Origin of the sequence: Nostoc sp. PCC 9305, assembly GCF_963920915.1 — a bacterium.
GTDB lineage: Bacteria > Cyanobacteriota > Cyanobacteriia > Cyanobacteriales > Nostocaceae > Nostoc.
Window position 1 is genome coordinate 103,528 of sequence record NZ_CAWUDN010000002.1, and the last position, 12,619, is coordinate 116,146.

Genomic DNA, 12,619 nt, shown 5'->3' on the forward strand with positions numbered 1-12,619 from the left:
TTTACCCCAATTGGGTTTTTGTTATTTTTTCGAGATATTGTTCAATATCAGCAACTGCGTCCTCAAGAGCTGCTAAATCAATATCTATCAAGTCTTGAGCGAGTTCGACTTCAGTGAAAGTACTAGTATGCAGTTGGGGGATCTCTTCTTCCTCCTCAGTCGAACTTTCTTGTAAGATATCTTCCAACTGTTCCAGGGATTGTTGAAATACTCGATCGGCAGCACGGCGCTGTTCTGGCTGATTTTGCTCCATAATATTAACTTGGAAATCCTGATTTACTGACTTAATTTTGATTCTAGTTCCTACAGATTTAAATTTTGCACTTATAACATCATAGTTGTGTGCTGTATCAACTTTAGCAATGGTTATCAAGAATATCGATAGCTATCTCCAATTGCTAAGACTGGAGATTTATGGCGATCGCTACGGGTACACTAAATCAAGTTTGGCTAGGTTTAGGTAAGTTTTATAAAACAGGTCTAATACTTAATTTGATAGACTATCCTAAATTTGAAATTATAAAAACTGGTAGCTCAGGGCTGATAACTAAACTATGAGTGAAGCCTTATTCTGTATCGAAAATCTGCGAGTTGCCTATCCTGCTAGGAGTGGAGAAGAAGCAACCTGGGCGGTTGATGATGTATCTTTCACCTTGCAACCAGGTGAAAGAATGGGATTGGTGGGAGAGTCGGGTTGTGGTAAATCAACTATTGGACGGGCAGTAATGCGTTTACTACCAGCCTCTAGTGGGATTGAGGGACGGGTGACATTTCAAGGACAGTCAGTGTTTGACTTGACACCTAACCAGTTGCGGAAATTTCGGGGAGAGGCGATCGCCTTAATTTTTCAAGATCCTATGACACGCCTCGATCCGTTGATGACCATTGGCAAGCATTGTATCGAAACTCTCCAGGCGCACTCACCAGAATTATCAACGCGGGAAGCTAAAGAAAAAGCACTTGCTACCTTAGCAAAGGTGAATATTCCTGCTAGTCGTTGGCATCAGTATCCTCACGAGTTTAGTGGTGGAATGCGCCAACGGGTAGCGATCGCCTTAGCTTTACTTCTCAACCCTAAATTAATTGTTGCCGATGAACCCACTACCAGTTTAGATGTCACCGTTTCCGCGCAGATATTGCAAGAATTAACTCGCCTGTGCGGTGAAGAAAATATGGGATTGTTGCTGATTTCTCACGATTTAGCAATGGTGGCTGAGTATTGCGATCGCATTGGCGTGATGTACAACGGCAAGATGGTCGAAATGGGTTCTACAGAAACCGTATTTAGGCAACCTCAACACGAATACACGCGATCGCTTTTAAAAGCAGCATTACATATTCAAGCAGTAACTGATAGTGGAGAATTGATAATTGCCAATGACGAAGAAAAGCAATTACCCATTATTAATCATCAATCTCCAATTTTGAGTGTTACAGAACTCAAGCAACACTACACTATAGAACCTAACTTTATCGAACGACTGCTTAACACACAAGTGCAGACAATTAAAGCAGTAGATGGAATCAACCTGGATCTTTATTCAGGAGAAATTCTTGGCTTAGTCGGGGAATCAGGTTGTGGTAAAAGCACACTATCACGAACAATATTGCAACTAATTCGTCCCACTAGTGGCAAAGTTGAGTTTTTAGGACAGGATTTAACTAAACTATCACGTCAAGAAATTCGTTCCTCGCGGCGACAAATACAAATGGTCTTTCAAGATCCTCATGCTTGTCTCAATCCAGCTATGACAGTGGGACAAAGTATTGCAGATCCTTTATTTATCCACAATTTAGCCAATCCTGCCAAAGCAAAAGAACAGGTTTTGTGGATGTTGAATAAAGTTGGCTTAACACCGCCAGAAGTGTATTATGAGCGTTATCCGTCGGATTTGTCTGGTGGACAACAGCAAAGAGTAGCGATCGCTCGTGCTTTGATTACTCACCCTAAACTCTTAATCTGCGATGAACCAGTGAGTATGTTAGACGCCAGCGTGCAGTCGCAAGTACTGGATTTGATGTTGCAATTAAAGGAAGAGTTTGAGTTAACTTATCTATTCATCACTCACGATCTTTGGTTAGCTCGATTTTTGTGCGATCGTATTGCCGTAATGAATGGCGGTAAAATTGTTGAACTTGGTCTTACAAAAAAGATTTTTGCCAATCCTCAGCACCCTTATACCAAAACCTTACTAGCTGCTGCTCCCTTACTAGCACGCGCTTAACCAAATAAAATTAGGAGTTAGAAGTTTTAAACTCCTAATTCTCTTCCTTTCCCTCAAGTAATTTAGTTGCTTCTCCACTCAGTCCATATAGCTCAACAAACCTTTTAAACAGCAACGCACTCTCGTGATTTGAAGTCCTACTTAAGTTGAATAAACGTTCTATTTTTTTCTCAGCTAAAACTCTTAGATACGGCAAATCTTCAAAAAGTGTCAAACAAGAAGCAAAATGCAATATTATTTGTAATAATGGCTTTGGCCACTCTAAGTCACTATAAATATCTATAAACAACTGATGTTCTGAGTCATTTAAAGGGAAAGCATGAAATATAACAATTATCCTTTTGTGATTATAAACTGGAATGCTCAGTTCAACAGTGTAGGGAGTATGTAATATTAAATCTACCTCCACAGTTGGCTGTCGCCAAATTCTCAAAGGATTAGCTGGTGAATCCAATATTGTTTGAAATGTGATTTTACCACCAACATTTGTAGTTTGAAACTGGCTGATATTAAGAATTTTAAGATTATTAAGGCTAAATCTATGAACTGTTTCTAAATGTTTTAAGTTCAATAGATGATAAATTTGGCAAATATAGGGGAAAGGTAAAATATACTCCTGGCTAATCATGTGTAGCTTTCTTAATTGAAGCTTGTTAGCTTGAGTACGGGCAAGATATTCTTGATATTGTCTAGGCTCTAAATCATTGCTATTGAAGCTTTCTTCCGGCTTTAAATATAGCCAACTCATAAAAAAGAAAGAGGCTGTAAATAGCTGAAATATTTCTATAGGAGATAAATACCCATCGCTAAATGCAGCTATGCTTCTATCAGTTATTCCGAAAAGCCAAGATGGAATACCAAAAAGCCAAATACTACTTTTGATTTGATCTATAAAAAGTGCTATTTCGACAATATTTGAAATATTACTATCTTGACGGGTAGTAAAATTCTCATTATTTTTGAAACAATTAATAGACATAATAACTTCACTTAACTTTAATCTATAGGAATCGTACTTGAATCTTGCTAAGTGTACTGAGAAACAAACTTTTGTATGGCAAGCTTCTAACAAATTTGGTTTTTCAGAAATCAAATATGAGTCCTATATAGATTTGATACTTATGCGTATGCTTATATTTATATTTATTAATTTTAAGGACTTATATATGGTAGCAACCTCTATCTTTAGCTATATATAAAATTTGTACTAATTAATACGAAATTAAATAATAAAACTACTTATTTCTTTAGGATGAATGCTGAACAATGCGTTAGGAATAAAAACTTATACTTTAAAAGTAAGGAGTTATAAAATCTCTCTGTTACACGAAATACAGTAGGTAGTGCGTTGGAATTTTCCTCTAGTTATAGCAACGGTGGTGTCTTTCGTAGTGCCCATCGCATACTTTAGCCATTATCTTATGTAAGGTACAAGGCCCTTACCTGGTAAAGTATCTGTGACAATCACGATAGAATCCGTAGAATTGCTACTGTTAACACTGTATTATTTTTGAATATTTTCTGAAGATTTTTTCCGAGACGGTATCAATGACTATTCGCCATGCGATTGAAACTGACTTGCCTGCAATTGTGGCAATTTACAACACTGCAATTCCCAGCCGCATGGCAACTGCTGACTTAGAACCAGTATCTGTGGAAAGTCGCCTTGCTTGGTTTAAGGGGCGATCGCCTTCGCAACGCCCACTTTGGGTAATTGAAATAGATGGAATAATCGCTGGATGGCTTAGTTTCCAATCCTTTTATGGGCGACCCGCCTATAGTAAGACTGCCGAAATTAGTATTTACATAGCCCCTAACTTTCATCGGTGCGGCTTGGGACGGCAACTCTTAGCACAAGCAATTAGCGAAAGTCCTAGTTTAGGTATAAAGAGCTTAGTATGCTTCATTTTTGCCCACAATCAGCCCAGTCTAAAACTCTTTGAAACGTTTGGTTTTGAACGCTGGGGACATTTGCCTAACATTGCCGAACTTGACAGCGTTGAACGGGACTTAGTGATCGTGGGACTGCGAATTAGTAAACCTTTTGTTTAAAGCGATCGCTATTTTCTGAGACTTGTAAATTAAATTCGCTCACAATTGGTCTGGATTAATTCCTCGTTCTTGTAGTAAAGCACGGAGAGCTTCTAACTGCGCCTCAGCTTGCTCTGCTCGTTGTCTTTCTTGCTGTCGTTGTTGATCTAGTTCCAAAAAGGTCAGAAAGCGATCGCCATCAGGACGATAAATTTGCAGTTCTTCCTCAGTCAACTCAAAACGCACCCCCAATCGAGGACTCACCCAACCAACCATTTGGTAACTGTGTAACCATTACAATGATTCTCAGATAATTCTTAGAGGATGGGTTAGCGATCGCTTTTTTCTCGCTCTTCTTATTTCACATCGTAATTTGTTTCAGGTGTTAGTACAGCTAAATTTACTAGCACTTCTAACTCAATTTCTTGTTGCCAATCTGGTAAATCTTCACCTGTGACTCTACCGTATATTTTGGCATTTTTTAAAGATTGGATGCCTAAATTAATTAATCCATCACAAATAACTGGGACTACTAACTGTTGTACTGGAACTTCAATTGATTCCAGCATTATCTGGAGACAATTTTGTTTTAAACTAGTTTTTGGTGTAATTCTGGGTAAATTTAACCACTGACTTACCAGAGTGTTAATCGCATTTGTATCACCCTGCTTGGCAAGTTCTAGAATATTTAGCTGTATGATATTTAGTACTGGTGAGAATTTTAGCAATAACTTAGTTTGATTATTCCCACTCATGAGATACAAAGTAATATTTAACACATTTGACTTCTAATCATCAGTTATCCAACTCCTACCCATCAGCACAATTAATCACGGGATCGCTTGCTGTATTCTTCACGATTTGTTACAAAAGTACAAAGAACTTCTAGAGACCCAAAACCACATGTTCGGCGGACTTACTGGTTTACAAGATCCTAAAGGCACAGATTGGGGAGAGCGGATGCTCAACACAGTCGCCAGCCAAACGATTCGCCACCTGTTTACCCAAAGCGAGTCAGTAGAAGTCTTTGTGCGCTGCTACCCCTCCAGCAAGCTCTTGCAAGGCAGCATTGATAGCTTCAAAATGAGCGGTCGTGGCTTGGTGATTCGGAGAGATTTCGCGGTTGAGGAGATGTCGTTTGAAACTGACGCGGTGGCCATTGACTTCGGCTCGGTTTTAAGTGGCAAACTCAGCCTGAAACAGCCCACTCAAGCGATCGCTCAAGTCATATTATCAGAAGCAGGCATAAACCAAGCCTTTAATGCGGAACTGGTGAAAAAGCGCCTGCTTAACCTCACCGTACCATCACTGACAGAATTATCTGGCGGTGAACCAGTCTCGTTTACAGATGTCCAGATACAGCTATTGCCAGAAAATCGCTTACAGCTTGTAGCAAAAGCAGATTTAAATAATGGCGAACTCGTACCCCTGAGCATGATTTTAACTGTAGGTATTGAAAGACGGCGGCGAGTTTCTTTCAAAGATCCGAAAATTCAACTTGACCAAGTGCCAGAAGCACAACGGGAAATCTCGCAAACCTTGAGCGTAGCGCTGGTAGAAATTTTAGATAATATGGTCGATTTGGATCGTTTTGACCTTGATGGAGTGAAAATGCGTCTCAATCGATTAGAAACTGAAGGTCAAAAAATTATTTTCAGTGGATATGCTGAAATTGAACGTATTCCACATAGCGCTTGATGCAAGATTACACACAAAAATTTAATGTAACGTGAGTTCGACAAGTCTTATTTGACCTTTCCCCCAACCCCTCTCCGTGTCGGAGAGGGGAGCAAAAAGCTGAATTTTTCGTTGCTCCTCCCTTTCCGTTTCGGAGAGGGAGGCTGGGAGGGAGAGGTTCATCGAACTCACGTTAATGTAAAAAGAAGCTTTAAACAAATTAAATACCGCCTAGAATCATCTAGGCGGTAGTTTAAATCTTTAGGTTGTGAAAGGAAAGGAGTTAGGAGTTGTTAACTATAGATTGTAATTAATTTTTGTTTGTCACTCCTAACTCCTAACTTTCTATCTTCCCACACCTACATATTGAAATCCAGCGCGGATCATTGCTTCGGGGTCGAGGAAGTTACGACCATCGATGATAACGGGGTGGGCCATAAGTTTCGCCATCTTCACGTAATCCAGAGTGCTGAACTGCTGCCATTCGGTGACGAGTACTAAAGCATCACAGCCATCAGCTAGTCTTTCAGCATCGGTTTCTACTAACACCCCAGAAAGACCATGACGCATACCTGTTTGGGAAATAATGGGGTCGTAGGCTTTGACTTTGGCTCCCAGTCTGTTTAGCTGCTCAATTAGGATGAGTGCTGGGGCGTCTCGCAAGTCGTCGGTATCTGGCTTGAAAGTCAGTCCGAGTAGTCCGACTGTTTTGCCTTTGAGAATTTTCAGAACTTGTTGGAGTTTTTCCAAAGCAATCAACCGCTGACGTTCGTTGACACTAACAGCGGATTTCAGTAGCTGGGCTTCATAACCATAGTCATCAGCAGTGTGAATCAGAGCTGAGACATCTTTGGGAAAACAAGAACCACCCCAACCAATACCAGCTTGTAAAAACTTGTTACCAATGCGTGAATCTAGGCCGATACCTTTGGCTACTTGGGTGACATCAGCACCAACGCGATCGCAAATATTAGCAACTTCGTTAATAAAACTAATCTTAGTGGCTAAAAAGGCATTAGCGGCGTATTTAATCATCTCCGCCGAACTCAGGTCTGTTGCCAAAATTGGCACTGGGGGTAAAGATTGATCTTCAGCGTACTTGCGTTCCACAATTGGGGCATAGAGTTGTTGCATTAAGGCTACTGCTCTTTGGCTATTGCCTCCTAGTACGATGCGATCGGGGTTAAAGGTGTCGTGAACTGCCGAACCTTCGCGCAAAAACTCTGGATTGCTGACTACATCAAACTCGGCTACAAATTCAGGTAATTTCTCATCACTTGGCACTCCACCTGCGGGTATCAGTTTTTTCTGCTGCTCTGCAACACCATCTAGAACAAGCATCCGTACCCAGTCACCTGAGCCAATGGGTACTGTAGATTTATTCACTATGACTTTATAACCACCGTTGAGATTTTCCCCAATCCCACGGGCTACAGCTTCGACGTAACGAGTATCACTTTCACCAGTGGGTAAAGGTGGCGTTCCCACAGCGATAAACAGAATTTCTCCGTGGGAAACTCCAGCAGCAAGATCGCTAGTAAAATGAATCTTCTCTGTTTGAATGGCAGACTGCATAATTTCTGAGAGTCCCGGCTCAAAAATTGGAGACTGCCCAGACTTCATTAACTTAACTTTTTCTTCGTTGTTGTCTACGCAAATTACATCATGCCCAATATGAGCCAAGCAAGCACCTGTAACTAAACCAACGTAACCAGTACCAATAACGCAAACACGCATTTATTTAACTCCTCACTTATTTGGGCTTAATCTTCAAAAAGAAGTTCTCAACTTTACACTTACACATTTGGGAAAACTCAGCAACTAAATATACTAGCTACCGATGGTATTAGCCTGCATAAAAATTCAGAGCGACGCTAGACGCCACTCAGGTGGTTGAATTATTGACATCGCTTTGAATGCGATCGCGAAAATCTTCTATTGTTAGTTTTAAACCCTCTTGCAGAGGAATGGTAGGTTCCCAATTTAACCAAGTTTTTGCCTTTGTGATATCAGGCTGGCGACGTCGGGGATCGTCCGAAGGTAGTGCCTCGAACTTAATCTGCGCGCCTGGATTGATCATATTTTGCACAGTTTGTGCCAATTGTAAAATCGTGTATTCACCAGGATTACCCAGGTTCATTGGGCCAATGTAGTCGCTATTCATTAGGCGGATGAATCCTTCTACCAAATCGGAAACGTAGCAGAAACTACGAGTTTGCGAACCATCACCGTACACGGTTAAAGGATTACCCTGCAAGGCTTGAACTATAAAGTTGCTCACTACCCGACCATCATTTTCTAACATTCTCGGCCCGTAGGTGTTGAATATCCGCACAACTCGAATATCAACTTTATTTTGCCTGTAGTAATCAAATGCTAGAGTTTCAGCAATTCTTTTACCTTCGTCATAGCATGAGCGTATTCCAATGGGATTGACGCTACCTCTATACTCTTCAGTTTGGGGATGAACTTCTGGATCTCCGTATACTTCACTAGTAGAAGCTAAGAAAAACCTTGCTTTCACACGTTTAGCTAGCCCCAACATATTCAGTGTTCCCATCACGTTAGTTTTAACGGTTTTAACTGGGTTGTACTGGTAATGTACTGGTGAAGCAGGACAAGCTAAATGATAAATTTGATCCACTTCTAACCGAATTGGTTCGGTAATATCGTGACGGATCAATTCAAAGTACGGATGGCCTAACCATTTCAAAATGTTGCGTTTATGACCAGTGTAAAAATTATCCAAGCATATTATTTCATGCCCAGCAGCCATTAGTCGGTCGATGAGATGGGAACCAATAAACCCAGCACCGCCCGTCACCAAAATTCTCATAGTTTCCCAGTTACTTACAAATATTTTCAGTAGCTATTGCACTTACTTTTAGATTACCCAGCTTGGGTACAAAAATACAAAACAAAAAAAAGAACAAGGCTCAATCAAAAATTGTTGTTGAACTTACTTATTTTTTCACAGTTGTAGTTTTGTTATATTTTTACCTGTTTTCTTAAGAATTCAATTAGCAAAATAACAAAAATTGTTTAAAAATTGTTTGTTGTTCAGCCGATCTTTATCAAATCTTCAAAAATATAAAGTATTTTTACGGGTATTGAGTTTTTACTTGGATACTAAAAATTAGTCGAGATCGGGTTGACACTCGCGCTACAGATATATGCAAATAATACACATGTAAATCCCTACAGCCGATTCATTTATTGCGAATATTTTTGGAAATTTGATGCCACCGACGGTCACTGAGCTTGTCGTACCCCTCCGGGGAAGCAAGCTACGCGCAGCGTCTCGTAAGAGAAGTGCGGACTACGCTAACGCAGCCCAAGTCCACTTACTTGAACTGTATTCTGCCTTACATCATACAGCAGATGTAATGCTGCTAACCGTGGTAGACATAATTAAATTTGTGCTTTGAGTGCGTTGCGGTTCTCCAAGCATGATAATTGAGCAGGTGAGTTGTCTGGCTAACTGGGTTGTGACATCGCTAATAGCTAACCCTCCAGGACTGGTACGATTACGTATAAAAGGTAAAATTACTAAATCATATAATCTTGCTGCCTGCAAAATTGCTTGGGCAACATTTTCGTGAGCGATGATTTGAATTTCTGGGGCATTGGACAAAGCCAATTTAGATACCAATAGGGAAAGATGCGATCGCCTCCAAGCGATTTTACTAGAACTAGTGCGGCGATCGCACACATTTAGCACAGTAATATGGCTCTGATTTGCCTCTGCCAACATCTGGGCAAACTGTACAGGCTGTAATGTCGGCGCTGTTAAATTTTCTATTGGTACTAAGATCCGCTGAATTTTTTTCGGTGATTCTACTAGACGTGTCACTGCTACTGGACAATGAGATGCCCAAAGCACACCATCAATCACATTCCCAAATAAACGCGCTCGTAACCCAGTCCGTTTACCCCAACCCATAACGATTAAATTAGCCTTTTGTTCGCGAGCTGCTCTGCTAATTCCTTGAGCAAAAGCATCATCGATTCGCAGCATTGGTTCTGCGGCTACGCCCAAGGTTCGACTTTGTGTCGTGGCTTTACTCAATAACCACTCACTCCGTTGTAGAGACGCTTCTAACTGGGGCGCATCCATGTGAGCAGCAGCAGTAGCGATCGCCAGGGGTATAATTTTGCCATGAGACTGACGTGCTAATAACGCTGCCATTTCAATCAAATACTGCTGGGTCTGAGGATTATATATAGGCACGACTATAGTAAAAGCACTGTCTGCTTCTGATGTGTTCTCCTCAGCTAAGAGTGGTGCTGGATCTTCATCTGGTGGAGAATTCAAACCAACAGCTATTCGACTGGTTATCAACGGCCCCAAGGTTGATGTGACAAGCATTAAAATAATCACACTGTGTAATACTTCCAGTGGCAGCAAACCAGCCTGATATCCCACTAACGTTGCTGCTAACGTTGTACCAACCTGGGGAAGTGACAGCGACCACATCGTTAGCATTTCTTGCCATTTATAGCGGTAAACCAGTTTTGTCAACAAAGCGGCGATCAATTTACTGATAATCAAACCAACTACGATTAACAGCGTTAACTTGAGCGTGTTCAGATTGTTCGCAAAAGCGGGTAGATCGATCAGTAAGCCAAGGTCAACAAAGAAAATGGGAATGAACAGCACACTGCCAATAAATACCACCTTTTCTTTGACTGGGCCTTCACCCACAGCTTCATTCACTGCTAAACCCGCTAAAAAAGCACCAACAATTTTTTCTACTCCAATCAATTGAGCGCCCACAGCTGCCAGAAACACAGAAAGCAACACAAATAAAAACTTGTTTCCTTCATCGTCTCCAGACCGTTTGAAAAATTCTTTGCCTGCCCAATCAAAGCCTGTCACAACGGCCACAGAGTAAATAATTAACCAACCCGACAAAGTGAGTAGTTTCGCAAAGCTGAATGCTTCAGTATGAGAGACAGCTACACAAATAGCTAATATTAGTACTGCGCCAATGTTTGTAAAAATCGTAGCTCCAATGGTGACAGTAACAGCTTCGTTGTTTATTACTCCCAAACGGCTGATTATGGGGTATGCCAAAAGGGTATAGGAAGCAAATAAAGAGCCAATTAAGATTGAAGTATTCCAGCCATAGCCTAAAATCAGCCCTACTAAGGTTCCCATGAGTAGAGGTACACAGAAAGTAAAGCTAGCAAACCCAAAAGCACGACTTTTTTTTCGGCGAAACTGTTCTAAATCAATTTCTAGCCCAGCGACAAACAGCAAATAAATTAACCCAATGTCTGATAGTAGGTTAATCATCGGTGAGTCAGACTGAAAAAGATTCCAACCTGAAGGCCCAAGTACTAGCCCTGAGAAAACCAAACCCACTAATCCTGGTAATCTTAGCCGCTCAAACATGATGGGTATAACTAAGATGACCACCAGTAAAATAGCAAAGGGAACAATTGGTTCTTTGCCAAGAACTTGGGAAGTTGGTTCCAGAACAAGAACTTGTGATATTAGTTCCATATATTAGGAATTGAAGGGGCTATGGTAAAACAGCGATTACCTTGGGGGCGATCGCCCGATCAATATGAATAAATAGAGAAGCCACCTGACGAAAAATCAAAAATCTTCTTAATTTACACTAACTAGGCAATTATTCAAGAATTAACTACCTACGGGTGGATTTGACTCAAAATGAACCGTAAGCGATCGTAGTCGTCTTTAAGTAGCACACTTAAGCTACGTCCAGCTTTAATTAGCCATTGTCGGTCAGCTTTGCGTAACTGGTATACATCTCGAATGGCAGCTGCGGTTAAAGACTCTATTGGCGCACCATTTATACACAGCAGTGTCCGTAAAAAATCTAGTTCTTCAGTAAATTTAATGATAGCTTCTGGTTCACATCGATAAACAGCTTGATGAATTTGCGGGGGACGAGGTGGAAGATACTGATATACTCTTTGGTTATAACTTTGATTTTGCGAAGATAGTTCAAATCCCACGATCGCAGCCCGGAATTCTGTGCGGAGCATGGCAAATATTTGGGGTTGTTCCTCCCGTAAGTCTTGCAATGACAACCCTAATGCTCTCGCCCTGTGTACGGAATCTATGGGCATAGTTGTGGCATAATACACTACCGCATAAATTTGATTGCCAGATTCTTCATCTACAGAACAGACCCAACTACCAAAGGGTGGCATCGAGGGAAAGCTTAAATCTTCTGGCTCTAAACACTGAGCTAAAAATTCGGTACTAGTAGTTTCAATCACCTCCGCAATGTGGTTCGGATGGCGATCGCCAGTGGCAAACTGTGGTAATGGGAGACGCATGGGAGTGCTGTTAGCGATAGCGGGGCGTTTAGCCCGTGCTGAGTTAAGAGTTAGGAGTTATGAGTTATGAGTTGAGGAATCATAACTCCTAACTCCTAACTTCTCACTCCTAACTAAGTCTTATTTGGCTTTTTTACGTCCGGCGGTGGTTTCTACGAGTTCCAATTCGCTCAGGCGGAAGGTAACTAATTTATCCCAGTTACCACCTTCAAATAATACGGCTACTTTGCCGTCACTCAGCCGTTGCACGAGTCCTTCGTAGCGATAATAGGTATCTGCGGGATTCTTGACGCGAACAGTTGCTCCAGGCAGAATCATTTTTTTAGCCTCGCTTGTTTCCTTTTAATAGCTTAATACTTGTTAATAGTCAT

The 12,619-nt window shown here is 41.1% G+C and carries 12 protein-coding genes; 3 read left to right on the forward strand and 9 right to left on the reverse strand.

Going from position 1 to position 12,619, the window contains the following annotated elements; translation table 11 throughout:
* Position 1 precedes the first annotated feature (1 nt).
* Positions 2-373, reverse strand: coding sequence for a hypothetical protein (locus tag ACM0OX_RS01240; protein ID WP_414512398.1), 372 nt, complete (start codon positions 371-373; stop codon positions 2-4).
* Positions 374-554: 181 nt separating this feature from the next.
* On the opposite strand from ACM0OX_RS01240, the gene ACM0OX_RS01245 reads away from it, so the two are divergent.
* The gene (locus tag ACM0OX_RS01245) at positions 555-2,225 is read left to right on the forward strand and encodes a dipeptide ABC transporter ATP-binding protein (protein ID WP_414512399.1); all 1,671 of its coding nucleotides are present in this window, start codon (positions 555-557) and stop codon (positions 2,223-2,225) included.
* A 34-nt stretch (positions 2,226-2,259) separates the two neighbouring features.
* On the opposite strand, the gene ACM0OX_RS01250 is transcribed toward ACM0OX_RS01245, so the two are convergent.
* A complete protein-coding gene (locus tag ACM0OX_RS01250; RefSeq protein WP_414512489.1) occupies positions 2,260-3,204 on the reverse strand; it encodes a hypothetical protein in 945 nt (314 codons plus the stop codon).
* A gap of 569 nt (positions 3,205-3,773) precedes the next feature.
* On the opposite strand from ACM0OX_RS01250, the gene ACM0OX_RS01255 reads away from it, so the two are divergent.
* Positions 3,774-4,277: an N-acetyltransferase family protein gene (locus ACM0OX_RS01255; protein ID WP_414512401.1), complete on the forward strand. Its 504-nt coding sequence runs from the start codon at positions 3,774-3,776 to the stop codon at positions 4,275-4,277.
* Positions 4,278-4,316: 39 nt separating this feature from the next.
* Here the strand turns inward: ACM0OX_RS01255 and ACM0OX_RS01260 are convergent, their stop codons facing one another.
* Positions 4,317-4,532 (reverse strand): hypothetical protein, encoded by a 216-nt coding sequence (locus tag ACM0OX_RS01260; RefSeq protein WP_414512403.1) that lies wholly within the window; start codon positions 4,530-4,532, stop codon positions 4,317-4,319.
* A gap of 80 nt (positions 4,533-4,612) precedes the next feature.
* Positions 4,613-5,011, reverse strand: a complete 399-nt coding sequence (locus ACM0OX_RS01265; RefSeq protein WP_414512404.1) for a hypothetical protein — start codon at positions 5,009-5,011, stop codon at positions 4,613-4,615.
* Positions 5,012-5,159: 148 nt separating this feature from the next.
* Here ACM0OX_RS01265 and ACM0OX_RS01270 point away from each other — a divergent pair, with 148 nt between their 5' ends.
* Positions 5,160-5,954 carry a DUF2993 domain-containing protein gene (locus ACM0OX_RS01270; protein ID WP_334720526.1) on the forward strand — a complete coding sequence of 265 codons (795 nt, stop codon included), beginning with the start codon at positions 5,160-5,162 and terminating at the stop codon, positions 5,952-5,954.
* Between the two features lie 324 nt (positions 5,955-6,278).
* Here ACM0OX_RS01270 and ACM0OX_RS01275 read toward each other — a convergent pair whose 3' ends face one another.
* The 5 genes from ACM0OX_RS01275 to ACM0OX_RS01295 all read right to left on the reverse strand — a co-directional run bounded on the left by ACM0OX_RS01275 (position 6,279) and on the right by ACM0OX_RS01295 (position 12,566).
* Positions 6,279-7,670, reverse strand: coding sequence for a UDP-glucose/GDP-mannose dehydrogenase family protein (locus ACM0OX_RS01275; protein ID WP_334895845.1), 1,392 nt, complete (start codon positions 7,668-7,670; stop codon positions 6,279-6,281).
* A gap of 148 nt (positions 7,671-7,818) precedes the next feature.
* Complete coding sequence (locus ACM0OX_RS01280) at positions 7,819-8,769, reverse strand: UDP-glucuronic acid decarboxylase family protein (RefSeq protein ID WP_414512406.1); 951 nt, start codon at positions 8,767-8,769, stop codon at positions 7,819-7,821.
* A 534-nt stretch (positions 8,770-9,303) separates the two neighbouring features.
* Positions 9,304-11,442, reverse strand: a complete 2,139-nt coding sequence (locus ACM0OX_RS01285; protein ID WP_414512408.1) for a cation:proton antiporter — start codon at positions 11,440-11,442, stop codon at positions 9,304-9,306.
* A 149-nt stretch (positions 11,443-11,591) separates the two neighbouring features.
* Complete coding sequence (locus tag ACM0OX_RS01290; RefSeq protein WP_292735362.1) at positions 11,592-12,248, reverse strand: HAS-barrel domain-containing protein; 657 nt, start codon at positions 12,246-12,248, stop codon at positions 11,592-11,594.
* 120 nt (positions 12,249-12,368) lie between these two features.
* The gene (locus ACM0OX_RS01295) at positions 12,369-12,566 is read right to left on the reverse strand and encodes an NAD(P)H dehydrogenase subunit NdhS (RefSeq protein WP_099099801.1); all 198 of its coding nucleotides are present in this window, start codon (positions 12,564-12,566) and stop codon (positions 12,369-12,371) included.
* Positions 12,567-12,619: the final 53 nt, after the last annotated feature.

What these genes read in the sequence shown, in the direction of transcription:
- ACM0OX_RS01260 (WP_414512403.1), bottom strand. Translation starts at nt 4,532, where the DNA reads ATGGTTGGTTGGGTGAGTCCTCGATTGGGGGTGCGTTTTGAGTTGACT.
- ACM0OX_RS01285 (WP_414512408.1), bottom strand. Translation starts at nt 11,442, where the DNA reads ATGGAACTAATATCACAAGTTCTTGTTCTGGAACCAACTTCCCAAGTT.
- ACM0OX_RS01280 (WP_414512406.1), bottom strand. Translation starts at nt 8,769, where the DNA reads ATGAGAATTTTGGTGACGGGCGGTGCTGGGTTTATTGGTTCCCATCTC.
- ACM0OX_RS01295 (WP_099099801.1), bottom strand. Translation starts at nt 12,566, where the DNA reads ATGATTCTGCCTGGAGCAACTGTTCGCGTCAAGAATCCCGCAGATACC.
- ACM0OX_RS01275 (WP_334895845.1), bottom strand. Translation starts at nt 7,670, where the DNA reads ATGCGTGTTTGCGTTATTGGTACTGGTTACGTTGGTTTAGTTACAGGT.
- ACM0OX_RS01245 (WP_414512399.1), top strand. Translation starts at nt 555, where the DNA reads ATGAGTGAAGCCTTATTCTGTATCGAAAATCTGCGAGTTGCCTATCCT.
- ACM0OX_RS01265 (WP_414512404.1), bottom strand. Translation starts at nt 5,011, where the DNA reads ATGAGTGGGAATAATCAAACTAAGTTATTGCTAAAATTCTCACCAGTA.
- ACM0OX_RS01250 (WP_414512489.1), bottom strand. Translation starts at nt 3,204, where the DNA reads ATGTCTATTAATTGTTTCAAAAATAATGAGAATTTTACTACCCGTCAA.
- ACM0OX_RS01270 (WP_334720526.1), top strand. Translation starts at nt 5,160, where the DNA reads ATGTTCGGCGGACTTACTGGTTTACAAGATCCTAAAGGCACAGATTGG.
- ACM0OX_RS01290 (WP_292735362.1), bottom strand. Translation starts at nt 12,248, where the DNA reads ATGCGTCTCCCATTACCACAGTTTGCCACTGGCGATCGCCATCCGAAC.
- ACM0OX_RS01255 (WP_414512401.1), top strand. Translation starts at nt 3,774, where the DNA reads ATGACTATTCGCCATGCGATTGAAACTGACTTGCCTGCAATTGTGGCA.